The following is a 23,654-nucleotide window of genomic DNA, read 5'->3' as shown; positions in this document are numbered from 1 at the left end:
GACGCGCGCCCTATCCTCCCAAGGGTAAAAACGGCTCGGGATCGAAGGATCGCCGGGCCGTTGATATGTCAGGAATGTGCGTCACTCACTCAGCGGGGGGGGCGTCAAAGTTGCAACGCGGTGACGGCGCGCACATAACGACGTGCAGAATTACGTCGCCTCATCTCTTCGCGCGATAGATCAATACCGGTATCGTCGAATGAGCCAGCACCTTGGCAGCTACGCTGCCGAGCACCAGGCTTCCGACGCCACTACGACCATGCGATGCCATGATGATAAGATCGGCATCTTTATGTGTAGCCTGGTCGATGATAGCGCGGTAGACCTCGTGGCTGCTGACCTGCTCCGTCTGGCATGCCACGCCTTCCGCTTCTGCCTTGCGCGCCAGAGCCGCCAGCATTTCCGCAGCATGCTTACGGGCCAGCGCCTCGTATTCGTCGCGCGTACCCGAAACTTGCTCGGGATCCACTGAAAACAGATTGAAGGGCTCGGTAACGGCAAGGATGGTCACATTTGCGCTGACCTCCTTCGCAAAAGTTATGCCTGCATCGACCGCAATTGTTGCCAAGGGCGAACCCTCGGTGGGTATGAGAATATTGCGAAACATAGGATCCTCCTTCTCCAAGTTTCATTCAAGCCTACTGTCGTCAGCGGCTTCTTCCTTGATCCCGATCAACGTCCGGATTTCAGCAAGTTGGCGTCGAGTGAAGGCCTAAAGGGGTGCCTTGCCATCGCGAGGATAAAGCGGCCCGCGATCGTGAGATCGTTCAGGGTCTTGCCCTTGATGAGGTCGCTTAGCGAGATTTGCCGAAACGGAAGAAGTCCTGCATTCGCCGGCGCAGGATGTAGGACCAGGGCACGTCAGCATCGATCGCCTCGTAGCCCGCTTGCGTCAACGAGAATTCGACACGGCCGTCGTCCAGTTCTGTTCGCGTAAGGTATTGCATGTTCAGGGCGCGAAAGACCGCCGGATGCAGTTCCCGTGGCCAATAGATTTCGTCTGCCGGCACCCGGTAGGCACCAGCCTCGTAAAGCTCCTCAAGCACATTCCTTAAATCACTGGCCAGCATTGAATGCTTTATCGGGCGTGGCGCGCGGTTTGGCAATGCGCGCAACACCCAATAGACAGGCCGAGGTCTCCGGCGAACGATCGCGCCATCAGGACCTTTCGATGTCCGCCATTATCCTTTGGGGCCAAGATCGGAGCGCCAGGGGGCGGAGTCGTATCTGAGGCATTGACGGAGGCTCTTACCGATTAAGGTCACTTGGTGAATTTTGAGAGGCATGGCGACGAATATGAAACCGCGACGCGACATTTCGCTCCATCGAATGATGCGCACTGCTCCTCACATTGACCAATTCTCGCCTCAATCGCACAATCTGACGCACCTGCGTCAGTTGGCTGAGGTTGGAGACCAGCGCCTTGCTCCTGTTTGGCCGCGTGACAAACAACGCTACGTAGCGTGGTACAATCTTTGGCAGCGAAGCGTCCACGGCCGCAGCCTATTGTGCGCTTTGTGCCTGGACCGATGGCCGACACTATGGCTTCTGGTTCGAAGTGTTGCTCCGATTGAGAAAGCGCTGGCTTATGTAGCCCGCGGCTACATCCTTGGCGTCGGCCCTTTCCGGCCACCGCTCTCGGTCGTGCCCCGCGGAACAAAGCCCACGGAAAAGCCGAATAGGCTACCGATCCTCTGAAGTGTCTCGACGGTTGGATTAGCCTTCCCCGTCTCGATCTCCGCGACCTGCCGCTTGGTAATCCCGGTGAGCGTTGCGAATTGCGCTTGTGTCAATCCAAGCGATTTACGGATCTCGACCACCCCATCCGGGAATCGGAGCTCCCCGGACGCAGCCCTTTCACGGAGGCGGGCGCGAAGCACGCTGATCTCGTCCTTCGTCGGCTTCTTCCACCTCGGCATGTCCGACTCCCTTCATCCTCGGCGCGGTCGTTCAGCCGCACGCGCCGATAGCTCTCTTGGCAATGACGGACGCGTTTTGCATCGCCCGGTCGATGACCTCCTGCGGAATCCCGAATTCGCAAATGCGATCAACCACGTCGATCAGGCGCTCGCCAAAATCGACGATCTCATCCAGCAACCCGTCAGCGGTCTCGGGACTTCCGGGAAAGACGGCTCGGCACACCTCCGCCCAGTCTGGCGCTGTGTCGCGATGCATGTCCCGCATGACTACCCAACATCGACACGCCACCCAGCGGCCCTTTCTAGATCGCGGTGTTCCGACCGTGATTATCCGGATTTCCGAATGCCTGATTGGCGATGTCGCGCTTCACGTATTCGGCGATATCCCCGTATGGATCGGTCGCGTATTTCCGCAGGACATCGATATAGTCCTCATGGTTCGCCAGGTGTCCGTACGCCGCGACACCGATTGCAGATACCATGCTCTCTTGACCGTATCGAAGCATCGCTCCATCCGTGACCTCGCGGTCGAACCGGGGGATCGTGAGAACGCCCTCGGCGTATGTCGACGGCTCACGAACCTTGAGGCTGAGTTCACGGGCAATGACAGAGTATCCAGCCTCGGCTTCGAGGATCAACCGGTCACGCTCTTCACGGCTCCTGAGGAGCTTTACAATGACATGACGGACTGCCTCTTCGTCTTGAACGAACGCGTCAGCGTAGTAGAGACCATCGTTAGCCATTGTCAGTGCAACCTTGGGCCATTCCCCCTGAAGTCCGCTCGAACCCGACGCGATCATTCCGAACCGATCCACGATTTCGATAAACCGTTCGGTCCTGCCGAGGATATCGTCTTTCGTAACTCCCGCTCGTTGTACCGCGGCCAAGCGCTCCCGCTCGGCGACAGGGGCTTCGCGGACGCGGATGTTTCCGATCGGATTGCCGGCCGCACGCATCAGCAACGGAACGTCCGACGCGCGATCGTCAACACCCAGCCGCATGTGTTCCGCCAGCTTCCGGCGCGCGTGGCCCTGGGGCATTAAGTCCAGTAGAAACGGCGGCCAGGTCGGGAGGTACCGGTTCTCCAAATCGACCGGATATCGGACGGAAAGCGCACGGGCATCATGGATTTCTCCGTAGGCGTTGCGGCGAATGCAACGAAGTAGTCAAGGTCGTGCTCGACGACAGAGGGGTCGAGATGGCCTCTGTTTTCTTCGAGCAGAGTGAGGCGCGCACTCGGCCGCCACTCTCCCTGCCAGAACGTCTCGATCGTCAAATCCACGTAATGGACCCCTTTGCTGGGTTTTTAATAGCACTTTCCTAGCTTAATACAACCATTAAAAGGGTTTATAGATTCTATCGACCTGTTTCTTTTGTTCCCAGATTGGAGTACGCCTCGATCCATTCGCTATCTCAATCGTCGCGAATCGGTGGAAATGTCGCCGTCAGACTAACTGGGGGTCCGCGGTGCGCCCTCACGACAAGACAGCCGCAACCGGAGAGGCAACTACCTTTCAGATTCAGAAGGGTTCGCTTCCAGGGAGTAACCCATTGATCTCACCGTGCGAATGATGTCCGGTCTATAGCGATTCAACGCCCGCCTTACATCGTTGTGGAGGCCTTCGACGCGTTACTGCGCATTGCACAGAATTGGCGTCGCGCCACCCCCAAGCTCCCGTAGCATTGGTCATCCGTTGGACGTGATATAGATTTCTGTTGCGCGAAACCGACCATCCTTTCGGGTGCATTGGACAATGACGTCGATCGATATCCTCAACAAGCTATCGATGTCTTCGCGATCCAGATTGCGTCCGCCTTCGGATTCCTTCACGAGAAGCGTCAACTGTTGCAAGGCGAGCTTGGCGGAATCGGCATGCACGGTGGTGATCGATCCAGGATGGCCGGAGTTGACATTGCGGACGTAGTAGAAGGCCGTCCCGTCACGCAGCTCCTGCAGCAGTATTCGGTCCGGCCGCATCCGGAGACTGGATTCTAGCAGGTCTCTTGGGCCTGCACCCGAGAGTCCCTGAGCGCCCTTCGAATAGAAAAGGCGTACGTGGTTGGGCTGCGGGATAACCAGTTCGGGAGTGTCCTCGATCGAAATGATCCGCTCATGAATTGGAATGTGCTTGATCAACGCTTTCGACAGTGTCGTCTTGGCTGATCCGGTTGCACCGGAGATGATGATGTTCTTTCGAGCGATGACGGCTTCGCGCAGAAAATCCTTGAAGCGACCGGCTCGGTACAGCGCCAGCAAATCAGGGTCCTGCGTCGTGTTGTCGTCGTCCGCTGCTCGCGTCTCGGAGAAAAACTCTCTGTCTTCCAGATCATCGAGCGTGAACGTAACCGAAGACGGCTTTCGTATGGTGATGCTGACCGTGTTCCTGGTGGTGGCAGGCGGAATGACGATCTGGATCCGTTCGTCCCCCGGTAATGTTGCCGACAGGATCGGCCGCGTTTCATCGATAGACTGATGGGAAAAACTGGCCACGGCTCGGGCAAGGCGCAACAGCCTTTCGAAGGATAGCTCCGGCAGATCATGGGTCCGCCAACCGCAGGAACCTTCCGTCAACACCTGCCCGGGCCGATTGACGATCACTTCGTAGAGCGAAGGATCATCGAGGAACGGCGTCAACGGCAACAGCAGCTCACGAACGACTGCTGCGTCAGGACCTTCGGTCATCGGCCCAGCCTATTTCGTAACGAGCGTCGACTGTGAGCTGAAGTCCCCGAGTACCGCCCTGTCGAGGACCTTGCTCTTCGGCTCAGTCACCCGCAGCCTGTAGACACCGGAAAAGTCGAGATCACGCGCCACGAAGATCGTGACAAGCTCGCCCTGATGTTTGTTGAGCGTCGGAGGAATGTTGATCGATTGCTCGACAGCAATGGCTGCCGCTTGCTGGCCCGCGCTTGTCGTGTTCTCAGCGTCGACGTCGCTGTCCCGCAGGCGGCTTTTGGCATAGCTCGTGGCGTCGCCGACGATGGACAGGAGAAGCGCACTCCCGAACCGCTCCCACCAGTGGGTGTCGACATAGCCGTCGACGCCAGCCCGGCCGAGCGCATCTGTCGCCGGCGAAGCTAAAGTGACGATGACGCCGTTCGGGGTCTTCGCACGGTTCCAGAGCACGAAGAGGCGCTTCTGTCCTCGCTGGAGGCCGCCGCGGTACTCGCCGACTACCTGCGTGCCCTTCTCCATCAGCACGACCCGGCCACTGTCCGAGAGGACATCCCGGCTGATCACGCAGCTTGTGAAGCCGGGCTGATCAGATGCCATGGCAGTTTCCAGGACACAGGGTATCGAGGTTCCCATAGCAGCTATGAAGTTCCGATTGCCCAGCGTGCCGGCGCGCGAGCCCTCAATCTTGGTCGGCCGTAGCAGCCCGGTGAACCGCTGTTCATCGGCATTGGCCGCATTCTGGCCCATCGTGTTTCCATCAAGCTGCAGGAAATTGCTGTCCGTCGACATGGCCGGATCCATAGTCTCACGGTACGATGTCGTGTTCTTCTGCCCGCCGCTGAAGGCCATGACGGGTGCCCGGCGCGCTGAATCGAGCAGTGGATCTTCCTCCTTCGCCTCTTCTGCGACGACAGGGGTCGGCAGCTTCACTGCCGGTACCGACTGAATCGGTTCCACTTTCTCCTTGGCCGGTTCGAAGTTGGTCGTCTGCCGAATAACCACCCGCTCGGCTCGAGCATTTTGCTGTTGTTGCTTTTCCCCACTCATCGACCAGAACGCGAAGGCGACGAAGGCAACGACAGCGAGCGCAACCGCGCTGCGCTTCAGAACGGGATTGCTGTCGATTCGTCTGCCGGTAACTGTCTCGGCCCGCTCGCCCGGTATCCGGTTTTCGTCTTCCTGAACCATGACAGCCTCCAATGAAAGAACGCAAGGGGCACAGCGCCGCCATTTGGGGCTTTTCCTTGGGTTCGGTTGTAATTTGATGGGCATTCGCGCCCCTTCGTTAAATCTCTCTCGTCCGCAGGACGGTGCTGTCCTTCGGTTCTTGAACCATTCTCCAATCCGTGACCCTGACGTACACGGCTTCGGTCACACAGTGGCGTTCGGCTCCCGGTTTCCATTCTTCTAAAGAGCGCAGCCCAGTCCTGCTGGGCTCGCTAGGCTGTCATCAGGACAACCGGGATATAGTCGACGCGCCTTCCATAGTGCTGGTGCCGCGAGGCTCGTAAGCGCGCTGGTCACGCAGGATCTGGAAGGCGATCGCCAAAAGCTTGCGCGCGATGGCCACACGCGCTTTGTTCACTCCTCTGATCTTCAGATGCTCGTATTGGGCGCGCAACTGCGCATCACTGGCGATGGCGGGAGCGACGGCTTCAACGAAAGCCCAGCGCAGCCACTTGTTACCCTGTTTGATGATCTTGCCGTGAAAGGTCTTGCCGCCGCTCGAGTAGGTCGAGGGTACAAGCCCGGCATAGGCGATAAGCTTCTTCGGGGTGCGGAACCGCGATATGTCGTCGATCTCCGCGTCGATCAGCCTTGCGAAGAACTCGCCGATACCAGGGACTGTCTTCAGCAGCTTCACATTGGCATTGGCCTTGGTCATCGCCCGGATCGTCGCTTCCGACTGCTTGATTCGCTTATTGATGTCACCGATGAAATCGAGGCCACGATCGATCTGGATGCGGTCGATCTCTGAGACGTTGACCTGCGCCAGCTGGCTGCGGCCGGCCCTGCCGAACAGGTCCCCGAGCGTCGTCAGCTGTGCCGTCTGTTCCGGATAACGATCAAACACCGTGACGATGCGGTTCTTCGTCATCGTGCGCAGACGCACGTAAAACATCCGCTCGCGCAGCGCGACGCGCAGCTCGCGGGCCTTGTCGCTCGGTGCCCAGGCCTGCGGCACCAGGTCGGCCCGCAGCAGATGCGCCAAGACCGTCGCGTCGATCTTGTCGGTCTTGATCTTGGCGTCGGCGATCGCCTTGACCTTCAACGGATGGGCGAGAACGACATCATCACAAATGTCGTCGAGCCAGTCGTAGATCACCATCCAGTTGCGCGTCGCCTCGACCACCGCATGGCTGTTCTCAGGGTAGCGTTCGAGAAAGCTGCCCGGCGACTGGCGATCGTTCTTCACCCGACCGGATCTGAGCGTCTTGCCGCCCGAATCCTGCACCACCAGATGGCTGTAGGATTTGTGGTAGTCGACCCCGATATGGTAATCATAGGACGCAGTCATGCTTCCAACTCCCGTGTTGAGATCTGCAAAACCCCAACAGGATAAGCCGAAAGGCTGGAAGCGTGACTGTCCCTCGATCATCGTCGCCATCTCAGCGATCCCTTCTCTCAGCGGACGCGGTCTCTTTCATGCCACCTCCTACTGCGCCGCGACTTCGGTCTTCACGACGCGCTCGACGGACGGCGAGGTCGTGTTGGTGTCCGGATTAATGCCGGCTCGATCGTAAGCCTCGTTGAAGACGCAGAGCACGTCCCCACCCCTCCGCAGGATGAACTTCCGGCTGATCGCATGGACTAGGACAAGATTGCCATCTACGGATTTCGGCACCAGGCTTTCACTGCCATCCGAGTTCTCGATGTAGATCACGGGCATTTCCTGATTTCCGACGAAGGCAAACGTAGTGACCTTGCCATTGTCGTAGACCGAGTGCGGCTCCACCGCCTGAGAGCCTTGCGCCGAGTAGCGCCAATTTCGCGGACCATAGGCCTCATGAATGGCCAGCACGTCGTCGGCCTCCTTCGCCTGCGCAGCAATCGCTCGGGCCGCCGCGGCCTGACGCCGCCGTTCAACTTCGTCGGCCGGATAGCGGTATTTGACGTAAAAGTAAGTGTTTTGACCGACCTCCACCTTCCCATCCCGTACCGTCAGCTCCATCTGGTAGCTTCGGGTCGATCCGTCGCGCCGGGTGGTGACGACAGAAATATTGGTGACCGGCTGATTTTCCCGCGGTTTGAGAAACAGGATGTTGCCCGCCGGCGCGACCTCCCAGGCGACGCTGTTGCCAAGCGCAACATGCGCTATCTCCTCGTCGGCCGCGAACTCCACCTGCACCGACGAACGCAATGAGCCGATGATGCGAGTGATGTTGTAGGGCTGGTAATCGACGAAACGGACGCGGCTATCCTGCGAGGCGCCGCGGGGGATTTCGAGGGCAAGCGCCGTGGAGGCGGAGGCCGTAAGGAGAATGGTGGCGATGAAGATAGTCCGCATCAGTTGATGGCCTCCGGATCGGCTCGGTATTCGCTGACTGCAAAACCGAGGGGATTCACCAGCCGATCCGTCGACGACATCGGCGCGTTTGCATAGGAGAATGTGAGCGTCGCAACCCAATGGGTTGTCCGGACTTCTTCCCCGCGGGTGATCAAGCGCATGTAGCGGACGGATACGACATGCGGATTGATCAGCGAGATCGAGGCGATGCTGATGCGCGCAGTAGCGCCGCGACCATAAGTGTTCTGCGGCGACTCCGGATTGCTACCGCGATAGAGCGCCGAAAAACGAGTTTGCTCCGGCGGGGTCGACAGCAAGGCGACAGTGCGGAAGCTCTCCTCCGCCTCGCTCCAGACGTAACCCTCCCGCGCGCGGACATATTTCGCGGCGAAGTATTTGGTCACGGCCTCGTCATACGTGCCGGCCGTCGATGTCAGCGCTGAGACTACGTCGACGATGCCAGTCGAATTATCGACCCGCACGACAAACGGCTCGACCGTTTTCAGTGGTGTAAGGCCGGCGACGGCGAAGATCGAAGCGCCCGCAAGGATGCCGGCTATGATGGCAACGGACCAGGCGATGCGTGCCGAGCGTTCGACCTGGATCATGCGATCCTGATCGAAGCGCCGCGCCCTCTCGAAATATCTCTTGAGTTCGTCCCCCGAGACCATGGCGTCAACCCCCGCAAGGACGATAGGATGCATCGAAGCCGAGATGGGCGAATGCGGGAGGTTCCCTGCTCTCATCGACATAAGCGGTGGCGACGGACGGAGCGGCCGCCTGTCGCGCCTCCGAGTGCTTCTGTTGAAGGTTTTTATTGTCCTGCCACTCCCACATCGAACGATTGAGGGGCCGGCGTGAATAGCCGTCGCATTTCGGGAGCGGATAGGTCAGCGACGCGCAGCCACTTAAGGCGACCGCCATGCAGAGCAGCGGAAATGTTCTGAGCATTCCTGAAGAGCCTTTTCCTTGTTCGTGCGAAAAGCGTCATGATCCGGAGCCTTTCGAGGTGAAGGTTCGCCCGACGGCGCGGACACCGCGCCCGGCCTCACGGGCGGTATGGGACGCCGCCCAGGCGAGCGTGCTTTCGTGGGCGTCGCGTGCAGCGCCGTAGCCGTAGGTCAACGACGCGCCGCCGGCGGCAAGCGCTGAAGCGATGTTCGGAAGCTGATAGAAGACATAGAGAGCGGCGAGGCAGATGGCGCACAGCGCGGTTGGACGCATCAGTACGTCGCTATATCCTTGAATAGCTGTGAAGGTTGTATCTATGCAGGTGATCAGCAGAGAGCCGACCGCGACGACGAGCACCTGCAGGATCACGAAGTTCGCAAGCTGTCCGATCCAGGCCTCGGTGAAGCGTCGCGTCGTCTGGAACATGGCCAGGGCCACGAAGATCGGCCCGATCGCGAGCACGATGGCGAGCGCCAGCCGCGCATAGAGCGAGACGATATAGCCGATCGCCGCAACGATGAAGCTCGCGCCAATGACCATCATGCCGCCGATGCCAGTCACGACATCGACCGGCCAAGAGGCGCGGGCCCAGATCTCCTTGGCACACGCGTGCCCCTTGTCGAGCAAGCTGTCGAAGGTCGAGGCGCTTGGTGCTGCGCCGGCGTTCAACGCCTGCGAAATCTCCCGCGGCAATCCCTCGAAGAAGATGTTGGTGACATAAGTCTGGTATTTGTCGGCGTGCCTCACCAGCATCACGATGATGGCGAGCTTGATCGCCCGAAATGCGAAGTCGACGATCGGTTCCTGGACCGAGCCGCGGAGCACGAGATAGCCGTAAAGCACGACATAGAGCGTGATCGCTGCAGTCAGGGGCCCCGAAATCCACTCGGAGATGTTCGAGGTCCCGTCGGAGACGAAGGTCTCCAGCGGAGCCTTGAACTGCTCGTCGACGAAGGCAAAGACCTGATACATGCCTCAATCTCCAAGTACCTTTCACATCCGTTTAAGACGGGCCTTGAAGTCTGCGGCCGCTGCGTTTTGGCAATTCGGGGTATTGCCTAATTCACCAGGGTTGTTGCGACACGCCGCGATGATTTGGGACAGCAGGGCCTCGTCGGCGATGAGTTCGTCGACAGTGTGGGTTCGCTCGGCTTGCTCGGTGCAGCTGACCAATAGGACAGCGAGAAGAAAGACAAACTTCTTCATTGCAGCGCCGCCCCCATTGCATCCATGCGCTGGCGCCAGTCTTCCGCCTTGCGCTGCTCGTCGACCTGTGCCTGGGCTTGCTGTACCATCCGAAGGGCCTCCATGCGCAATATATCGGTCTGGAGGAAGGCTGTTTCGGCCTGAAGTCGCGCTTGAAGGTCGGCAATATCCTTGGCGTCACCTGCCGTCGAAATCTTCTCGCGCAGTTGGTCAATGCCATCGACGCGCTTGACCGCGGCATCGTAGATATGCTGCGCTAGGCTCATCTGCCCGGCATTCTTGTTCTGGATGCGCGAAAGCTCCTGTGCATAGAAGTCATCTGCGCTGGTCCGATAGGCCGAATTTTCATCAAGGAACTTTGAGGCCGTATCGCCGAACCCGCCCGTGCCGCTTCCCTTGAACAGTCCCTCCATAACGCTAAAGTCCTCGGGCAGCGCCTTGCGGACGGCAGGATCGTTCAAGACGCCGGCAACATCCGCCATGTCGGTGATCTTGTTGAGCGAGCCGTAGAGCTGCTGCGCCTGCCCGATCTGCTGGTTGAGCGCATCAAGCTGGGCTTTCAGTTGCGCGATACTCTCGAGGTGCTTGGCGATCGCGGTCCGGTCGATCACCGGGATCCCCTGCCCGGCTGCCGTGCCGGCGGAAAGGATGAGCGCGGCGGCTATTGCCGCGCCGTGAATTCGATAGGAAGCCATTAGCTCAAACTCCTTCGTTGCTGAAAAATCGGAAGCCAATCCGCGGGCCGGTTGCCGACCTCTGCGCGGATCGTATCGGCGAGTTCGACATTCGCAGTGCGGCCGGAGAGGATGGCGAGCTCGTCGTCGAAACCGCCGAGGTTCAGTTCGGCGACGACGCTGTTATGCCCCTGCTTCAATATGAATCGGCGGCTCTCGACGGAGAGCTCGCGTGCAATGAGTTCGTACTCTCGCTCGGTGAGTTTGAAGCCGTCGACATAGTCGGCGTGGTTGCCGCGGGCATTCGGCAGGAAGATCTGCGTCGGGCATTGCTCGATGATCGTATGCGCAATCGGCGAGACGATCGCATCGCGCGGGCTCTGTGTAGCAAAGAGCATAAGGCCGTTCTGCTTGCGAATCGTCTTGAGCTTGTTCTGTGCGAGGTCGCGAAACCCGTCGTCCTGGAGCGCCTTCCAGAACTCATCGATAACGATGATGATGCGCCTGCCATCGATCATCTGCTCGACCCGGTGGAAGAGATAGGCCATCAGGGGCGTGCGGATTTCCTCGTTATCGAGGAAGTCGGTCATGTCATAGCCGACGAACTTGCCGCCGACGCCGATGTCCTCAATGATGTTATCGAAGACCCAACCGAGCGGCCCTCCTCTCTCCCACCGCCGCAGCCGCGCGGCAATGCCTTCGGGATCGGTGTTGTTGAGGAATGTCCTGAGAGCGCCGATCGTCCGGCGCTCCACCGGCAAGTCGGCAAGGCCGTCGATGGCGGAGGCGATGTCGCGGAGTTCGGTCACAGTCAGCTCCCGTGTTGCCGAGCCGACAAGCCTGCCGACCCAGCGCGTGAGAAACACCTTGTTCTCCGGCGTCAGTTCAAGTGCCTTCAGGGGAGCGCACCCGGTCTGGATCCCATTCTTGAGCGGCAGATAGGTGCCGCCGGCGGCGCGCACGTAGAGATCCGCGCCCCTGTCCTTGTCGAAGAACACAACATGCGGGTCATGTTTCTCGAGCTGTGACAGCAAGAAGTTCAAAAGCACGGTCTTGCCGGCACCGGACGGTCCGCAGACGAAGGCGTTGCCGAGATCGCCATAATGGAAATTGAAGTAGTACGGTGACCCCGACGCCGTCTCGAAAAGGGCGACGGCAGGTCCCCATTCGTTGCCGTCCTTCCGACCGATCGGGTAGGAGTGGAATGGCGCGAGCGCCGCGAAGTTGCGGGACGTGATCGCGCCGGACCGGGCGCGAAAGCGGAAATTACCCGGCAACTGCGCCCACCAGGCAGCCTCAAGGCCGAGATCCTCCCGCGCAACAACTGCACCACCACTGGTCAGACCAGCGCGTGCCTTGGCGAGATTTCCGGTCAGCTCCTTCATTGACGGAGCAAAGACGGCAAGCGTCAGATGGTGTTCGCCAAGTACGAACCGATTGGACTCCAGATCGTCCATCGCTTCATCGATCTCCTCGATCTGCGAGAACGCCTTGTCGCCGCTGCTGACCATCTGGTTCTGCTTGCGGCCCATGATGACGCGGGCGTCCGCCTTCGACACGAAGGAGAAGGATTGCGCCAGAACAACTTCGAAAGGACTGGTGAGCACACTGTCGAGCATGCCGGTCCGAGTTCTGGCCGGATATTCCTTGAAACTCAGCATGCCGGCAAAGCGACTTTCGGCCTCGTGGCGAATCTCGACCGTCTCGCGGCCGAAGATGATCCGGTCGGAGTAGATCACCGAGGCGATGCGACCCTCTGTCAGTGGAACCGGCTCCCGCCGGCCGCCGACGAGCTGGTGCAGCACCTCGCTCGGCTCCGAGAACAACAGACCTTCATGCTCGTAGAGGGACAGCACGCGGGGCTCGAAGCGTTTCAACGCCGCCGTAACGTCGACGACCTTGTCTCGAAGCTGCTTGAGGGCCTCCTCATCCAATTCGACGCCCGCCCGACGGGACCGCAGCAGACGCGACAAGAATGTCGCTGCCCTGTCGGCCGGATCGCGGGCCGGAGACCAGTGGATGGTAAGATAAAGATCGTTGCGGAACAGATCTTCGCCCACCATGCGCTCGCGGTATTTGTCGTTGAGCGCGGCCGAAAATGCGGTCGCGAAAGCGCCCACGGGATAGTCGCCGTCCCGGCGGCGAATGAGATGGGTCCACAAGGCGAGCCGCTCGTCGGCGATGTTCCGATAGAGCGTATTGAGGTCGCGGTTGAGAGCGTTCAGGTCGAGGGCGTCCGCGGTCTCGAAAGAGACGCCCTCTAGCGCGATCATTACCATCAGTGCCCGGGAATCGAGCGCGATTGTCGACTCGTCGACGTGGCGGACGTAGGGGATGAAGGCCTCAGGACCGAGTTCGCGAGATCTGAGTATGGCGAGGTTAGGCAAATCCGAGATCCCTTTCGTCGTATTTGCGCGCGAGCTTTAGGGGGCTAAGCGTCGCTCCGCCCCAATAGCCGCTGTTGCGGGACCGACCGCGTGTCTCCACCCAGGCCAGCAAGATGCGGAACATGCTGTGGTCGTGTTTGACGAGTGCGCGGAACAGCAGATGGAAGACGACGCCGACGAGCGCATAGGCGATCGAGCCTGCGACGATGTAGAGGATGGTCGTAAGCATGATATTCATGCCCATGGCTTCCATCGTCACGCCGGCGATCATCGCCGGGCGGGTGCAGGCGATGAACAGCGTGTCTTCCTCAAGGATTGGCCGCGAAGTCGCCATGGCGTCAGCTTCCGACGATGGTGTTCACGAGTTCGGTAGCGCCGAAGATGCCACCGATGCCAATGATCCAGAACCCTGCGCGCCTCAGATCCATGTAGCCGAACATCCAGGCAATGCAGATCACGATCACCGCGATGACGGCGAGCAACTTGGCGATGTTGCCGGTCAGCATGTCGACGATGTTCTGCAGCACTGTCTCGATACCGGCGGCCTGCGCGAAGGCAGGTTCGACCATGAATGCCACGATGGCCGCTGCCATGACGGCGGATGCGGCGATCGGGCGGATACGGGCACTGAAAGTCATTCACTCTCCTCCATTTGATTGTCCTGAAACACGAGGACGGAGGACCTCCGTCTCGAACTGAAAACGTCCCAGGACGGCACCGACACCGTTTGATCAGCCTGGGCCTCGTCCTTGTCGGAATCGACGATCGCCTCGACAAGACGCGCTTCGTTGAGCCCCCTCTCCTGCCCGCCATCTCCGAGCACGAGAGTCTTGATGGTTCCGGCGAGCCGCCTTCTTTCCTGGCGGACCTGTTCGTCGTACTTGACCATCGCGCCGATGGAGGGATCGTCCCGTCCGTAGTAGGACTGCAGCATCACCTGTTCGGCCCGGTTCGGGTCCGCACCGGCTTTCACCGCCAGGCGGTAGTATCTGTCGAGGAGCGTCGCCGTGGCCCGAAGGTTGAGGCACGGGTCGAAGGCGTCTGAAATCGAGAGCTTGAGCTTGCGGAGTTCTTCGATGCCGATGCCGCCGAGACCGAGCTGGATACCCTGGCGACCGGCAGCCAATGACGTAGCGATTGCGATCGCCTCCACCTTGGTCGTGGGCTGCTCCGAGAGAGGCGCGCCGCTGTTGACCCGGATGGCGAAGGGTTCGAACCGGCTTTCAAGGCTGACGACGGCGGCGAGTGTCTCGGCAGCAACTATTGGTGCGCACGTTGGCGCTAGATCCAGGAAAGCAACGGGCATAGTCAGTACCAGACTCTTTGCTTGCCAACACCGTCGATGGTCACGTCGATGTAATGGGGTTGCGGGCGGATGTTCGGTCGCGTCGTCACATAGCGCCGGCATTGCGTCCGGTCGTCCCGCCGCCGCCAGGCTGCCGACGTGGTTATCCGATCATCGTTGGAGTAGCATTCAGCGTCCGAGACAGTCTGTGGCGGGGTCGAGATACAACTCGCTTCGAGCCCGCGATCTCCATACCGCGTTGTCAGGCGATAACCGTCATTGCAGTAGTAAGGCTCGAATCGAGGACGCGAGGTCTGAAACCCAACGCCGCTGCAGGTGGGAAAGGAGCGCCCTTTTGCAAGTGAGCGCCAGAGCCTGTGGATTGGCGGCCGGCACTCCGCATATTGCGTTGGACCGCTCGGATTGGAAAGACACAGGATAACCTGGCAACCCCATTCAGCCGCTCGCGCTTTACTGTCGAAAACGAGATAGAATGACGCTACACTGGCTGCAGCGACAAATGCCCGTGCAAGAGACTTGTTCATGACCACCACCTTCACCGACGCGATTGTGTCCACCCCTAACAAGCGTCACAATTCCGCGACGCTTTTTACACTCATATATATGACAGTATAAAAAATGACAAGCGCACTCAATGCTCATTGGCAGAGCCAGCTGTTTTCGGCTTACGCTCTGCAAGAAGTTTTCGACAAACCGGTGGAGGGAGAGACGCCACAATCGCGTTTGAAGCAGGTCGGGATGATGACGGTGCTCTATATGATGCATCAAAACCACGAAAAGCTAACGCTCTCGAATATAAGCCAAATTACCGGCCTAACCCGAAATGCAGTGGCGGAATCGATCGATCCGCTCATTGAGCGAGGCATATTGAGTGAAACGATTGTGAAGAACTCGATGGGACGAGGAACTGCGAGGCAGTTTGAGTTCTGCCCGGACGTTTTCGATCGCCTAAGGTTGAGTCCGGAGCAGCAAAAACCTTGAACGTAGTGATTTTTTTGCGACACTAACAGCGGCACACTACGGCGGCGTTGAGCTAGTCCGGGCTGACCTTTGCTTCTGACCATTCGAAAGGCGTGGCAACCTCGAGCAGCTTCGTGGCTGTCAAGAAGGCGTCAATATGGAGGGTCAAAAACTTCAATTCGGCCATCCGAATCTGCTTCCCGACGGCCGACGGGCGAATGTTGCATCGCATTGTTCGCTTACGAACGCAGACCCCCAAAGAGGTAGTTATTCCTTAGCCGTGTGCAGCAGCCCTTCCAGTAGCGGTCGCAGTTTGTGCTTGCGCCGGTGCTGTTCGATGAGCCCTTCAAGGTGCTCAAGCCACTGGTCGGACCGTCCGCAAACCTTATGCGCGCGTGCGGCAATGCCGAGCCACAGCGCGGCCGTCTCATAGCGACTTGATCTTCCCTCAGACATAATCGGATCGGCCATGCGGCACGCAAGGACAATCACCCAATCGGAGTGATCCGCCAATGCGCGTTCAGCAAGCCGACCCAGCGTCGGGTCACGCGGACTGAAGAAGCGCGTTTCCTGCGGGTTTATGCAAGCAACGGCGTCGGCGACCAAGTCCTCGTCGAGCAGAATTTCGATCCGCTCATTGGCATAAGGTGCCGCCCTCAGCGCCGCAAGCAGCGTTCCGCGCAATTTCAGCCATTCCGACGGAGACGCTAGTTTCTCGGCCATACGGAAATCTTCACGTGAAAGGCTCTCTTCGAAGGCTACGCGCGCTGCCCTGAGCATCATATCCCGGTTGGCCGCCTCATGAGCCGCCTCGCGCAGCCAGCGGGCCAGCATTGCCCGGTCCGTTCTGTAACGCCAATTTTCGCCACCTTCGCCGCGCCCGTCTCGCGACAGCCCCCAGGCGGCAAGGTCGATGGCGGCTTCCACCCGGCCGACAGCAGCGGCAGCCTCGGCAAGCCGCAAGATGTCACCATGCGTGGTTAGGCGCAAATGGGCGAGCGCGACCGCCTCATCGACGCGCCCCGTCTGCGCCAGCTTCACACCATGGTCGCAATGGAATCCCGCAGCACGGGAAAGGTTGAGGAAATGCTCACTGCGTCCCATTGCTTCGAGCGCGGCGAGTCGAGCCTGCGTCAGATGGCCATCGAGCGGATCGCTACCTCCCCCGGGCGGCCAGCTCTGCCAAAGCCCTGCGAGCGTCGCCTGAAGGCCCGGCTCGTCCCAGCCCTGCATGCAAGCTGCAATCGCAGTAGCAAAGGCATCGTCGGCGCCAAATTTTGCGAGTTCGCCCTGCCAGTCGGCCAGTTCGCCGGCGAGGTCATCGCGCGCCTCCTGTGAGACACCATCCATGAGGGCGGCTTGAGCGATCAATTGATCAAGCCGGGGAAAGAACTCGTGCAGGGTTTCATCCCAATCGGCGTTTTCCGGCCAATATGCGGCCAGCCCCGAGGCCACGGGCTTCAAGATCGTCAGTGCATAGGCGCCGCGCCCTGCGGCAAGAAAGGGTCCAGCCTCGTCAATCAGTTGTTCGAGTGCCGCTTCATCGATACCCGCAGCCCGTTCGCCCCAGCTGTGCCGATGCCGCCCCGAACCGGTCGAAGAGAAAAGCGCTTCGGCGCGACGACGAAACGGCACCGGATCGAGCAACGCGCTTGCCTCGTCGGCCACCGAAACCGCGAATTTGGCATCCAACCAAAGGGCAAAGCCCTCGTCCCTCTCTGCGCGTTCGAGCACAAGCGCCTCAAGCCGTTCACGCGAAATCGTCCGTAGAATCTCTGCGCGCTTGATGTCCGCCTGCTCCATCGGTACTCCTCAAACTTCGACTTCAGATGCTCCCCGACAACACGCCTGGCTTCAAATCAGCTTCAGCTTCGTTGCGAGCGCCGTCGCCTGCGGAAGCGAGTAGGCATTGAGCTTCCTGCGCGCATTATTCATGTGAAAATTGACGTTCCAGTAAGTCATGTTCTCGATGTCGGCGATTTCTCTCATGGACTTGCCCTCGGACGCCCACTTGAGCATAAGCGCCTGTCTAGCGGTCAGGCCGATGCTCGGTTTTGCTGTGGGTTCAATGTCCGTTTGCTCGATCCGCACATGAAGCTGGGCGACCGCCATGGCGGCAGCAACCGGATCAATATCTCGTTTGAACGAGAGGTAGGACTTGTGGGAGGCCATGGTCAGCATTGCCATGCGCCTGAATGCAGTCGCGACAGGAATGGTGATGCCCGACCGAATGCCGAAACCGGCGGCATCCAGATAAAATTGCCGAACACGCCGCGATCTGACAGTCCTTGAATTTTCGGAAGACCAGGTGAACGCTTTCATCGTGGCCCTGGCAATCTGGATTATCGGATCGATCTCGTTGAAGCGCTTGGAGAAATACCAATCCTGCCATTCGGGATGATAATTCGAAACGGCGAATGTTCCGATCGGTTGAAGATTAAGATAGGCATAATACTCGAAGCCGAGTTCTTCAGCGAGCTCGGTGAGCGCTTCGTTGAACATCTCCTTCGTGCGTGCCACGGTGGAAACATCGGTTAGCTTCTGAAACCAGCTCTTCACCTTTTCCTCCTTTTTCCTCTCGTCTTACCGATCCGGCAATGATTCTGGGCCTTTTGGAAAGCCGCCGGCAACTTGTGCTCGTGCCTCGACCCGCCTTCAGTGTGAAAGCCCACGAACCGTCATCGCCAAGCTCTGGCGGCCTCCGCTGCCCTTATCTATCCTACTCGCCATGCGCCGGAAGACCGCGCTTGGTGTTGTTTCTTCCGAAATGGTCGCCCACAGCTTTAAGCGATCTCGATGCCGCTGCCAGCGTGCGGGCAATTTCTACAATCTCTTCACGGTTCGCAGTAGGATCCTCCTTGTTCCAAGCAAGCCCCATGCCGATCGTGAAATCCACCCCCTTCACTTCTCGAAGACGAAACGACTGGTGGGGCAAGTCCCTGGTCCATTCCGGCACGAAACCCACCCCCATCCCAGCAGCGACCAGCGAAACCAGGGAGAGCGTGTCGTCGCAACTACAGGCAACCTGATCGAGAAGGCCAAATTTTCTGAACTGCTCGAAGAAGTACTTTTCCGTGTAAGATAGATTTGAGCGGGAAAAGGAGATGATCCGCTCCCGCTTCAAATCGCTCATCGTGACGGTTTCCGCAGTTTCAAGCCGGCTACCAAGTGGCACCGCCAGAAGATATCGTTCGTTGGCGATGCTCTGCCAACGGAGAGAACCGATGTTTTCGACCGGCCGGATGAAGCCAAGGTTGATACGGCCCTTCTCCAAGTCGCGGATGATTGCATCCGTGGAACCGCTGCTCACGTGAATCTGAATATCGGGAAACCGCTTGCCGAGCTTGTTCAGAAAGAGCGGCAAGACACCGAAGGTCGCGGGATATATGGTCCCAATGGTGATCCGATCGACATTCTTGCCCGCAACGGCCCGGACGACAGCGGAACTGCTTTCGATCTCCCGCAGAACACTGATGCACCGCTCGTAAAAAACTTCGCCGGCTTTGGTTAGTTGAACACGACGCGTAGAGCGGATGAGAAGCTGCACGCCGAGCTCCTTTTCCAACGTTTGTATCTGCACGCTAAGGGCGGGCTGCGCCATGGAGAGCGTCGCCGCGGCGCGACCGAAATGCAACTCCTCAGCCAGGGTTGCAAAACACCTCATCTGACGGAATTCCATTTGCCTGTCCTCTGCATCCACGCTAGCCAATCTACAAGGACACATATCATTCATTAATCGCAGAATTAGATCAATCTGTTATTTTTTAATAACGCGAAACCCATGAATTCGTGCAGTAGACGGCGAATCGTCTTTATCCTATCGATTGAGTATGAAAACGAGCCTGGAACATCTTCCCGAGAAGAAGCAGCGCGAGCTTGCTCGCGTCGTGGAGATCATTCACGAGGAGTTTGCCGATGCGCTCGAGGGTGGCTCGGCCGACTTCAAGAAGCGCGGGCGGATCCTGAAGATCATCCTCTTCGGCTCCTACGCCCGCGGCACCTTTGTTGACGAACCGCATACGATGAAGGGCTATCGCTCGGATTATGATATCCTCGTCATCGTCAATTCCAAGAAGCTCGCAGAACCGGAATATTGGGACAAGGCGACCGACCGGTTGATGTGGGACAAAGGAGTCTCGACGCCGGTGGGGCTGATCGTCCATGGCGCCCGGGAGGTGAATAACTTCCTTGCGGACGGACAATACTTCTTCGTCGACATCCTGCGCGAGGGCATCGTGCTCTACGAACTCGACGACCGCCCACTGGCAGAGCCGAAACGACTCTCGCCTGCCGACGGGCTCAGGGTGGCAAAGGAGCATTTTGAAAGGCATTTCGCGAATGCAACGGACTTCGTGGATGGCAGTCGTTTCTACCTCGGCAAATCAAATCTCGCCCTCGCAGCTTTTGTCCTCCATCAGGCTGTTGAGACGGCATATTCGTGCCTTCTCCTGACGCTAACCAACTACAGCCCGCCGTCGCACAATATCAAATTTCTCCGCGGTCTCGCCGAGGATCGTGATCAGCGGCTGGTCGAAGCCTGGCCGCGCGATCAGCACCGCTTTAGCGCCTGGTACAACATTCTCAACGAAGCCTATGTGAAGGCACGTTACTCCAAGCACTTCGAGGTCACCGAAGAGGCGCTCGCTTGGCTTCTCGAGCGAACCGAACATCTCCACCGCCTCGTCGAGGCGATCTGCACGGAGCGGCTGGCGGAATTGGAATGGGGCTCAGCCTAGCTTCCACATGTCTGCATCTCGGTACGGCATGGGTTGAAATGAGCTCAGGCGCGATCGACCTCGGGGTAGCATCGCTCGAAGGCGCCCTTGACGATGCCCGAGACGTCGTTGTCATCGTCGATGCCGTCGGACGCCCCACATTTGTGCGGCGTCCATAGTGCCGCGCCTCAGGACTTCGTCAGCGACGAGGTCCTGAGAGACGTCCTGTTTGCAGGATGCATCAATTAGCCACCCGCCTGGTGCAGTGGTTCTCTCGCTTGATGCAGGCGATCTCCACTGTCGAGCACTCGGCAATGCCGTTCACGACAACGCAGTGTGAGCATTGATCGGTGAACTCCAGGCAATCCGGATTGGCCTTGATGAAATCCTTAAGGCTGGCATTCTCGGTCGACTGCGGCTCAGGAACAGCATCCGCGCCGGGTGTATCGGCCGCGTGAGCGGTCGCCATCCCCACCATGGCAAGCGCCAGGCAAAGGGCGACTCGAAAGCTGGAGTGCCTCATCCCCTGGTCCTCCTAAGGGCAAATCAATGCACGGCGCGAAACGGCTCTCCGTCCGGGACTGCACATTTTCAGAGAGTGTCGTCACAACGGCCGTCGCGCAAGCGGCCGTCCGTCACCGCACTCACCCCAGCTGATTGCGGATCGCCCGCACGAAGACCTTGGCGCCGATGCCGATCAGATCATCCGGAAAATCATAGTCCGGATTGTGCAGCCGCGCGTGGTCTTCGCCGGCGCCCAGGAAAAACATCGCCGATGGCGCCACCCGGCCGAACAACCCGAAATCCTCGGACCCCTTCATCGGCAACACGCCCTCACCGCGATCGTGGCTGACGCCCTCCTCGTCCATGGCCCGCTCGAGCGCGCTCACGGCGACTTCCGCATTGCTGCACTGGTGGAACACGTCCTCATAACCGATCGTCACCTTCAGCCCCGCAGCGTCCGCCTCCTTCGCGACCAGCGCCTCGGCGCGGGCGACGAGATCGGCCATACGTTCGTCGGTGAGCGTGCGGAGCGTCGCCCAGATCTCGGCATAGCCGGGGCTGATGCCGAAGGCCGCCTCGCCGATGCGCGCATGCGTCACCGTCACCAGTGTATAGTTTTCATCAAGCGGCCCGTTGTTGCCGAGCGCCGTCAGGCCGGAAAGCAGCGCGGCAACAGCAAAGGTCGGCGCAATGCCGTCCTCCGGCGTCGAGGCATGCGCCGTCTTGCCGGACAGCGAAATCCGCATGCCGCGCGAGGCGCAGTTGACCGGTCCGGTGCGAAGGGCCGCGTGGCCAAAACTTAATCCCGGAAAATTGTGCAGCGAGAAGACCAGGTCCGGCCTGATCTCGGCAAATTTCGGATCGGCAAGCACGGCCGCAGCACCCGCCCCGTTTTCCTCCGCCGGCTGGAACATCAGGATCGCGCGGCCCCTTGCCGGGCGCTCGCGTCCAAGCCCTTTGGCCAGCGCCATCAGGATCGTCATGTGCCCATCATGGCCGCAAAGATGCCCCTTGCCCGCGATCTGCGACCGGTGGCCGATTTCCGAAATCTCCTCGATCGGCAACCCGTCGAGCTCGGCCCGCACCATCACCGTCGGCCCCGGCTCTTGGCCCTGATAGATCGCCGCCACCCCATGCCCGCCAAGGCCTGTCATTACCGCATCCGGCTTCGTCTCGGCCAGAGCCTTGAGGATCGTTTGTGCCGTCTCCCGCTCCTCCCCCGAGACTTCCGGCCGCCGGTGCAGCTCGCGCCGAAAGGCCGTCAATGCCTCAAGTTCACGGTCGATCAGAAACATTCACGCCCCTCCGCTTCTTTATCCGGATAGAAGCTCCAGTTTCCGGCTCCACTGCTCACGCCTCTGGACAACGCATGATCCTGGCCTTCAACAGTCTCCCAGCCACGACCTTAGACCATCTTCGCTATTGAAAGAGAAGAGCGAAAGACGTCCTTGGACACAGCTGCAGCGGATCGACTTCAGTACCATCTTGCACTTGCTTTGCCGATCGCACTGGAACGTGTTCGCCCCAGTCGCAATCAAGAAACTGGTTGCTCGAAACTGCGCCCAAAGTACGCACGGCTCTCGGTCTTCAAGTGAAGCCTCCAACTTGTCGCGTTGAATAGTCGGTTAGGCGGCTTCAGACGCGACACGTCTTTCGTCAAACTGCACAGAGCTTGTCGCGCAAGCTGCGTCATATCCGGTTGAATGGCGTACCACACCCCAATTGCTGCAAACTCCAACTTCCCCTACATTGACCAAGTGGTAAAAAAGACGCACGCAAAACGCGCAATCAATCAGAGGGGAACTTAATGCAAAGCGATTCCTTCAATTTTGCCATTTCCAGAAGAACCCTGATCAAAGCTGCCGGCGCCTCCGCCGTGGTGGCGGCGACGGGTCTGCCGAGCCGTCTGCTCGCCGCGGATCCGATAAAGGTGGCGGCTATTTATACCGTTCCGGTCGAGCAGCAGTGGGTCAGTCGTATCCACAAGGCGGCGAATGCAGCCAAGGAGCGCGGCGACATCGAATATGTCTATTCGGAAAACACCGCGAACAACGATTACGAGCGCGTCATGCGCGAGTATTGCGAGGCGGGTCACAAGTTGATCCTGGGCGAGGTTTTCGGCGTCGAGGATGCTGCCCGCACGGTTGCCAAAGACTATCCGGATGTTGCCTTCCTGATGGGCTCGAGCTTCAAGCCAGATGCCGCCGTTCCGAACTTCTCGGTTTTCGACAACTATATCCAGGACGCATCCTATCTCTCCGGACTTGTCGCCGGCGCAATGACGAAGTCCAAGAACATCGGCATGGTGGGAGGTTATCCGATCCCAGAGGTCAACCGGCTGATGAACGCATTCATGGCCGGCGTGAAGGAAGTGGCCCCGGATACCAAGTTCCAGGTCGCCTTCATCGGCTCATGGTTCGATCCGCCAAAGGCCAAGGAGACCGCATTCGCCCAAATCGATGGGGGTGCGGACCTGCTGTATGCCGAGCGTTTCGGTGTGTCCGACGCCGCCAAGGAGAAGAAGGTCCTGGCCATCGGCAATGTCATCGACACCCAGGCGGACTATCCCGACACCGTTGTCGCGTCCGCATTGTGGCATTTCGAACCGACGCTCGACAAGGCGATCAGCCAAGTGAAGGCCGGCACTTTCAGGGCCGACGACTACGGCATCTATTCCTTCATGAAGAATGGCGGCTGTTCGCTGGCGCCTTTCGGCACCTTCGACAGCAAGGTTCCAGACGCCACCAAGGCCAAGGTCGCGGAGAAGGAAAAAATGATCAAGGACGGCTCGTTCACCGTCGAGATCAACGACGCCGAACCGAAGTCGACCTAACCCTCCTTCCTCGC

The 23,654-nt window shown here is 59.2% G+C and carries 27 protein-coding genes; 3 read left to right on the top strand and 24 right to left on the bottom strand.

All coding sequences use genetic code 11. The features are described 5' to 3' along the window. Positions 1–160 precede the first annotated feature (160 nt). The 19 genes from PWG15_RS24370 to PWG15_RS24280 form a co-directional block, all read right to left on the bottom strand. A complete protein-coding gene (locus PWG15_RS24370) occupies positions 161–607 on the bottom strand; it encodes a universal stress protein (protein WP_275026624.1) in 447 nt (148 codons plus the stop codon). 187 nt (positions 608–794) lie between these two features. Continuing rightward, positions 795–1,070, bottom strand: a complete 276-nt coding sequence (locus PWG15_RS24365; RefSeq protein ID WP_275026623.1) for a hypothetical protein — start codon at positions 1,068–1,070, stop codon at positions 795–797. Between the two features lie 531 nt (positions 1,071–1,601). After that, positions 1,602–1,919 (bottom strand): type II toxin-antitoxin system RelB family anti-toxin, encoded by a 318-nt coding sequence (locus tag PWG15_RS24360; RefSeq protein WP_275026622.1) that lies wholly within the window; start codon positions 1,917–1,919, stop codon positions 1,602–1,604. Between the two features lie 31 nt (positions 1,920–1,950). Continuing rightward, a complete protein-coding gene (locus PWG15_RS24355) occupies positions 1,951–2,097 on the bottom strand; it encodes a hypothetical protein (protein WP_275026621.1) in 147 nt (48 codons plus the stop codon). Between the two features lie 124 nt (positions 2,098–2,221). Next, positions 2,222–2,920 carry a HipA domain-containing protein gene (locus PWG15_RS24350; protein WP_275026620.1) on the bottom strand — a complete coding sequence of 233 codons (699 nt, stop codon included), beginning with the start codon at positions 2,918–2,920 and terminating at the stop codon, positions 2,222–2,224. A gap of 686 nt (positions 2,921–3,606) precedes the next feature. Further along, positions 3,607–4,602, bottom strand: a complete 996-nt coding sequence (gene virB11, locus PWG15_RS24345; protein WP_275026619.1) for a P-type DNA transfer ATPase VirB11 — start codon at positions 4,600–4,602, stop codon at positions 3,607–3,609. Between the two features lie 9 nt (positions 4,603–4,611). Then, positions 4,612–5,784 (bottom strand): type IV secretion system protein VirB10, encoded by a 1,173-nt coding sequence (gene virB10 / locus PWG15_RS24340; protein WP_275026618.1) that lies wholly within the window; start codon positions 5,782–5,784, stop codon positions 4,612–4,614. 262 nt (positions 5,785–6,046) lie between these two features. Then, positions 6,047–7,114: an IS110 family RNA-guided transposase gene (locus tag PWG15_RS24335; protein WP_275026617.1), complete on the bottom strand. Its 1,068-nt coding sequence runs from the start codon at positions 7,112–7,114 to the stop codon at positions 6,047–6,049. A 138-nt stretch (positions 7,115–7,252) separates the two neighbouring features. Next, positions 7,253–8,104 (bottom strand): P-type conjugative transfer protein VirB9, encoded by an 852-nt coding sequence (gene virB9 / locus PWG15_RS24330; RefSeq protein WP_275026616.1) that lies wholly within the window; start codon positions 8,102–8,104, stop codon positions 7,253–7,255. Next, a complete protein-coding gene (locus PWG15_RS24325; RefSeq protein ID WP_275026615.1) occupies positions 8,104–8,775 on the bottom strand; it encodes a VirB8 family type IV secretion system protein in 672 nt (223 codons plus the stop codon). The genes virB9 and PWG15_RS24325 overlap by 1 nt, the downstream gene beginning before the upstream one ends. Positions 8,776–8,779: 4 nt before the next feature. Beyond that, a complete protein-coding gene (locus PWG15_RS24320; protein ID WP_275026613.1) occupies positions 8,780–9,055 on the bottom strand; it encodes a hypothetical protein in 276 nt (91 codons plus the stop codon). Between the two features lie 36 nt (positions 9,056–9,091). Continuing rightward, a complete protein-coding gene (locus PWG15_RS24315) occupies positions 9,092–10,027 on the bottom strand; it encodes a TrbL/VirB6 family protein (RefSeq protein ID WP_275026612.1) in 936 nt (311 codons plus the stop codon). Between the two features lie 21 nt (positions 10,028–10,048). Further along, entirely contained in the window at positions 10,049–10,261 is a 213-nt protein-coding gene (locus tag PWG15_RS24310) for an EexN family lipoprotein (protein ID WP_275026611.1), read from the bottom strand. Beyond that, positions 10,258–10,956: a P-type DNA transfer protein VirB5 gene (gene virB5, locus PWG15_RS24305; RefSeq protein WP_275027196.1), complete on the bottom strand. Its 699-nt coding sequence runs from the start codon at positions 10,954–10,956 to the stop codon at positions 10,258–10,260. Before virB5 ends, PWG15_RS24310 begins: the two co-directional genes overlap by 4 nt. Next, on the bottom strand, positions 10,956–13,322 hold the full coding sequence (locus tag PWG15_RS24300) for a VirB4 family type IV secretion/conjugal transfer ATPase (protein ID WP_275026610.1): 2,367 nt from the start codon (positions 13,320–13,322) through the stop codon (positions 10,956–10,958). The genes virB5 and PWG15_RS24300 overlap by 1 nt, the downstream gene beginning before the upstream one ends. Continuing rightward, on the bottom strand, positions 13,315–13,656 hold the full coding sequence (locus PWG15_RS24295; protein ID WP_275026609.1) for a VirB3 family type IV secretion system protein: 342 nt from the start codon (positions 13,654–13,656) through the stop codon (positions 13,315–13,317). Before PWG15_RS24295 ends, PWG15_RS24300 begins: the two co-directional genes overlap by 8 nt. A gap of 4 nt (positions 13,657–13,660) precedes the next feature. Then, on the bottom strand, positions 13,661–13,960 hold the full coding sequence (locus tag PWG15_RS24290) for a TrbC/VirB2 family protein (RefSeq protein WP_275026607.1): 300 nt from the start codon (positions 13,958–13,960) through the stop codon (positions 13,661–13,663). Then, positions 13,957–14,628: a lysozyme family protein gene (locus tag PWG15_RS24285; RefSeq protein WP_275026606.1), complete on the bottom strand. Its 672-nt coding sequence runs from the start codon at positions 14,626–14,628 to the stop codon at positions 13,957–13,959. The genes PWG15_RS24290 and PWG15_RS24285 overlap by 4 nt, the downstream gene beginning before the upstream one ends. Before the next feature lie 2 nt (positions 14,629–14,630). Beyond that, positions 14,631–15,152 carry a hypothetical protein gene (locus PWG15_RS24280; protein WP_275026605.1) on the bottom strand — a complete coding sequence of 174 codons (522 nt, stop codon included), beginning with the start codon at positions 15,150–15,152 and terminating at the stop codon, positions 14,631–14,633. Positions 15,153–15,246: 94 nt separating this feature from the next. On the opposite strand from PWG15_RS24280, the gene PWG15_RS24275 reads away from it, so the two are divergent. Then, positions 15,247–15,609, top strand: a complete 363-nt coding sequence (locus PWG15_RS24275; RefSeq protein WP_275026604.1) for a MarR family transcriptional regulator — start codon at positions 15,247–15,249, stop codon at positions 15,607–15,609. 246 nt (positions 15,610–15,855) lie between these two features. Here the strand turns inward: PWG15_RS24275 and PWG15_RS24270 are convergent, their stop codons facing one another. The 3 genes from PWG15_RS24270 to PWG15_RS24260 form a co-directional block, all read right to left on the bottom strand. Then, on the bottom strand, positions 15,856–17,391 hold the full coding sequence (locus PWG15_RS24270) for a hypothetical protein (protein ID WP_275026603.1): 1,536 nt from the start codon (positions 17,389–17,391) through the stop codon (positions 15,856–15,858). Between the two features lie 51 nt (positions 17,392–17,442). Next, complete coding sequence (traR, locus tag PWG15_RS24265) at positions 17,443–18,147, bottom strand: autoinducer-binding transcriptional regulator TraR (RefSeq protein WP_275026601.1); 705 nt, start codon at positions 18,145–18,147, stop codon at positions 17,443–17,445. A 160-nt stretch (positions 18,148–18,307) separates the two neighbouring features. Then, the gene (locus tag PWG15_RS24260) at positions 18,308–19,267 is read right to left on the bottom strand and encodes a LysR family transcriptional regulator (protein WP_275026600.1); all 960 of its coding nucleotides are present in this window, start codon (positions 19,265–19,267) and stop codon (positions 18,308–18,310) included. Between the two features lie 151 nt (positions 19,268–19,418). On the opposite strand from PWG15_RS24260, the gene PWG15_RS24255 reads away from it, so the two are divergent. Continuing rightward, on the top strand, positions 19,419–20,324 hold the full coding sequence (locus PWG15_RS24255; protein ID WP_275026599.1) for a nucleotidyltransferase and HEPN domain-containing protein: 906 nt from the start codon (positions 19,419–19,421) through the stop codon (positions 20,322–20,324). Between the two features lie 220 nt (positions 20,325–20,544). Here the strand turns inward: PWG15_RS24255 and PWG15_RS24250 are convergent, their stop codons facing one another. Further along, positions 20,545–20,826 (bottom strand): hypothetical protein, encoded by a 282-nt coding sequence (locus tag PWG15_RS24250; RefSeq protein ID WP_275026598.1) that lies wholly within the window; start codon positions 20,824–20,826, stop codon positions 20,545–20,547. Positions 20,827–20,947: 121 nt separating this feature from the next. Further along, complete coding sequence (locus PWG15_RS24245; protein ID WP_275026597.1) at positions 20,948–22,102, bottom strand: amidohydrolase; 1,155 nt, start codon at positions 22,100–22,102, stop codon at positions 20,948–20,950. Between the two features lie 512 nt (positions 22,103–22,614). On the opposite strand from PWG15_RS24245, the gene PWG15_RS24240 reads away from it, so the two are divergent. Further along, positions 22,615–23,640: a BMP family protein gene (locus PWG15_RS24240; RefSeq protein WP_275026596.1), complete on the top strand. Its 1,026-nt coding sequence runs from the start codon at positions 22,615–22,617 to the stop codon at positions 23,638–23,640. Positions 23,641–23,654 lie beyond the last annotated feature (14 nt).

The sequence above is a fragment of the Ensifer adhaerens genome (assembly GCF_028993555.1).
In the GTDB taxonomy this organism is placed as follows: domain Bacteria; phylum Pseudomonadota; class Alphaproteobacteria; order Rhizobiales; family Rhizobiaceae; genus Ensifer; species Ensifer adhaerens_I.
Note: the sequence above shows the minus strand (reverse complement) of the source record. Positions and strands in the feature narration are given on the sequence as shown.

What these genes read in the sequence shown, in the direction of transcription:
- PWG15_RS24370 (WP_275026624.1), bottom strand. Translation starts at nt 607, where the DNA reads ATGTTTCGCAATATTCTCATACCCACCGAGGGTTCGCCCTTGGCAACA.
- PWG15_RS24365 (WP_275026623.1), bottom strand. Translation starts at nt 1,070, where the DNA reads ATGCTGGCCAGTGATTTAAGGAATGTGCTTGAGGAGCTTTACGAGGCT.
- PWG15_RS24360 (WP_275026622.1), bottom strand. Translation starts at nt 1,919, where the DNA reads ATGCCGAGGTGGAAGAAGCCGACGAAGGACGAGATCAGCGTGCTTCGC.
- PWG15_RS24350 (WP_275026620.1), bottom strand. Translation starts at nt 2,920, where the DNA reads ATGCGGCTGGGTGTTGACGATCGCGCGTCGGACGTTCCGTTGCTGATG.
- virB11 (WP_275026619.1), bottom strand. Translation starts at nt 4,602, where the DNA reads ATGACCGAAGGTCCTGACGCAGCAGTCGTTCGTGAGCTGCTGTTGCCG.
- virB10 (WP_275026618.1), bottom strand. Translation starts at nt 5,784, where the DNA reads ATGGTTCAGGAAGACGAAAACCGGATACCGGGCGAGCGGGCCGAGACA.
- PWG15_RS24335 (WP_275026617.1), bottom strand. Translation starts at nt 7,114, where the DNA reads ATGACTGCGTCCTATGATTACCATATCGGGGTCGACTACCACAAATCC.
- virB9 (WP_275026616.1), bottom strand. Translation starts at nt 8,104, where the DNA reads ATGCGGACTATCTTCATCGCCACCATTCTCCTTACGGCCTCCGCCTCC.
- PWG15_RS24325 (WP_275026615.1), bottom strand. Translation starts at nt 8,775, where the DNA reads ATGGTCTCGGGGGACGAACTCAAGAGATATTTCGAGAGGGCGCGGCGC.
- PWG15_RS24320 (WP_275026613.1), bottom strand. Translation starts at nt 9,055, where the DNA reads ATGCTCAGAACATTTCCGCTGCTCTGCATGGCGGTCGCCTTAAGTGGC.
- PWG15_RS24315 (WP_275026612.1), bottom strand. Translation starts at nt 10,027, where the DNA reads ATGTATCAGGTCTTTGCCTTCGTCGACGAGCAGTTCAAGGCTCCGCTG.
- PWG15_RS24310 (WP_275026611.1), bottom strand. Translation starts at nt 10,261, where the DNA reads ATGAAGAAGTTTGTCTTTCTTCTCGCTGTCCTATTGGTCAGCTGCACC.
- virB5 (WP_275027196.1), bottom strand. Translation starts at nt 10,956, where the DNA reads ATGGCTTCCTATCGAATTCACGGCGCGGCAATAGCCGCCGCGCTCATC.
- PWG15_RS24295 (WP_275026609.1), bottom strand. Translation starts at nt 13,656, where the DNA reads ATGGCGACTTCGCGGCCAATCCTTGAGGAAGACACGCTGTTCATCGCC.
- PWG15_RS24290 (WP_275026607.1), bottom strand. Translation starts at nt 13,960, where the DNA reads ATGACTTTCAGTGCCCGTATCCGCCCGATCGCCGCATCCGCCGTCATG.
- PWG15_RS24285 (WP_275026606.1), bottom strand. Translation starts at nt 14,628, where the DNA reads ATGCCCGTTGCTTTCCTGGATCTAGCGCCAACGTGCGCACCAATAGTT.
- PWG15_RS24280 (WP_275026605.1), bottom strand. Translation starts at nt 15,152, where the DNA reads ATGAACAAGTCTCTTGCACGGGCATTTGTCGCTGCAGCCAGTGTAGCG.
- PWG15_RS24275 (WP_275026604.1), top strand. Translation starts at nt 15,247, where the DNA reads ATGACAAGCGCACTCAATGCTCATTGGCAGAGCCAGCTGTTTTCGGCT.
- PWG15_RS24270 (WP_275026603.1), bottom strand. Translation starts at nt 17,391, where the DNA reads ATGGAGCAGGCGGACATCAAGCGCGCAGAGATTCTACGGACGATTTCG.
- PWG15_RS24260 (WP_275026600.1), bottom strand. Translation starts at nt 19,267, where the DNA reads ATGGAATTCCGTCAGATGAGGTGTTTTGCAACCCTGGCTGAGGAGTTG.
- PWG15_RS24255 (WP_275026599.1), top strand. Translation starts at nt 19,419, where the DNA reads ATGAAAACGAGCCTGGAACATCTTCCCGAGAAGAAGCAGCGCGAGCTT.
- PWG15_RS24250 (WP_275026598.1), bottom strand. Translation starts at nt 20,826, where the DNA reads ATGAGGCACTCCAGCTTTCGAGTCGCCCTTTGCCTGGCGCTTGCCATG.
- PWG15_RS24245 (WP_275026597.1), bottom strand. Translation starts at nt 22,102, where the DNA reads ATGTTTCTGATCGACCGTGAACTTGAGGCATTGACGGCCTTTCGGCGC.
- PWG15_RS24240 (WP_275026596.1), top strand. Translation starts at nt 22,615, where the DNA reads ATGCAAAGCGATTCCTTCAATTTTGCCATTTCCAGAAGAACCCTGATC.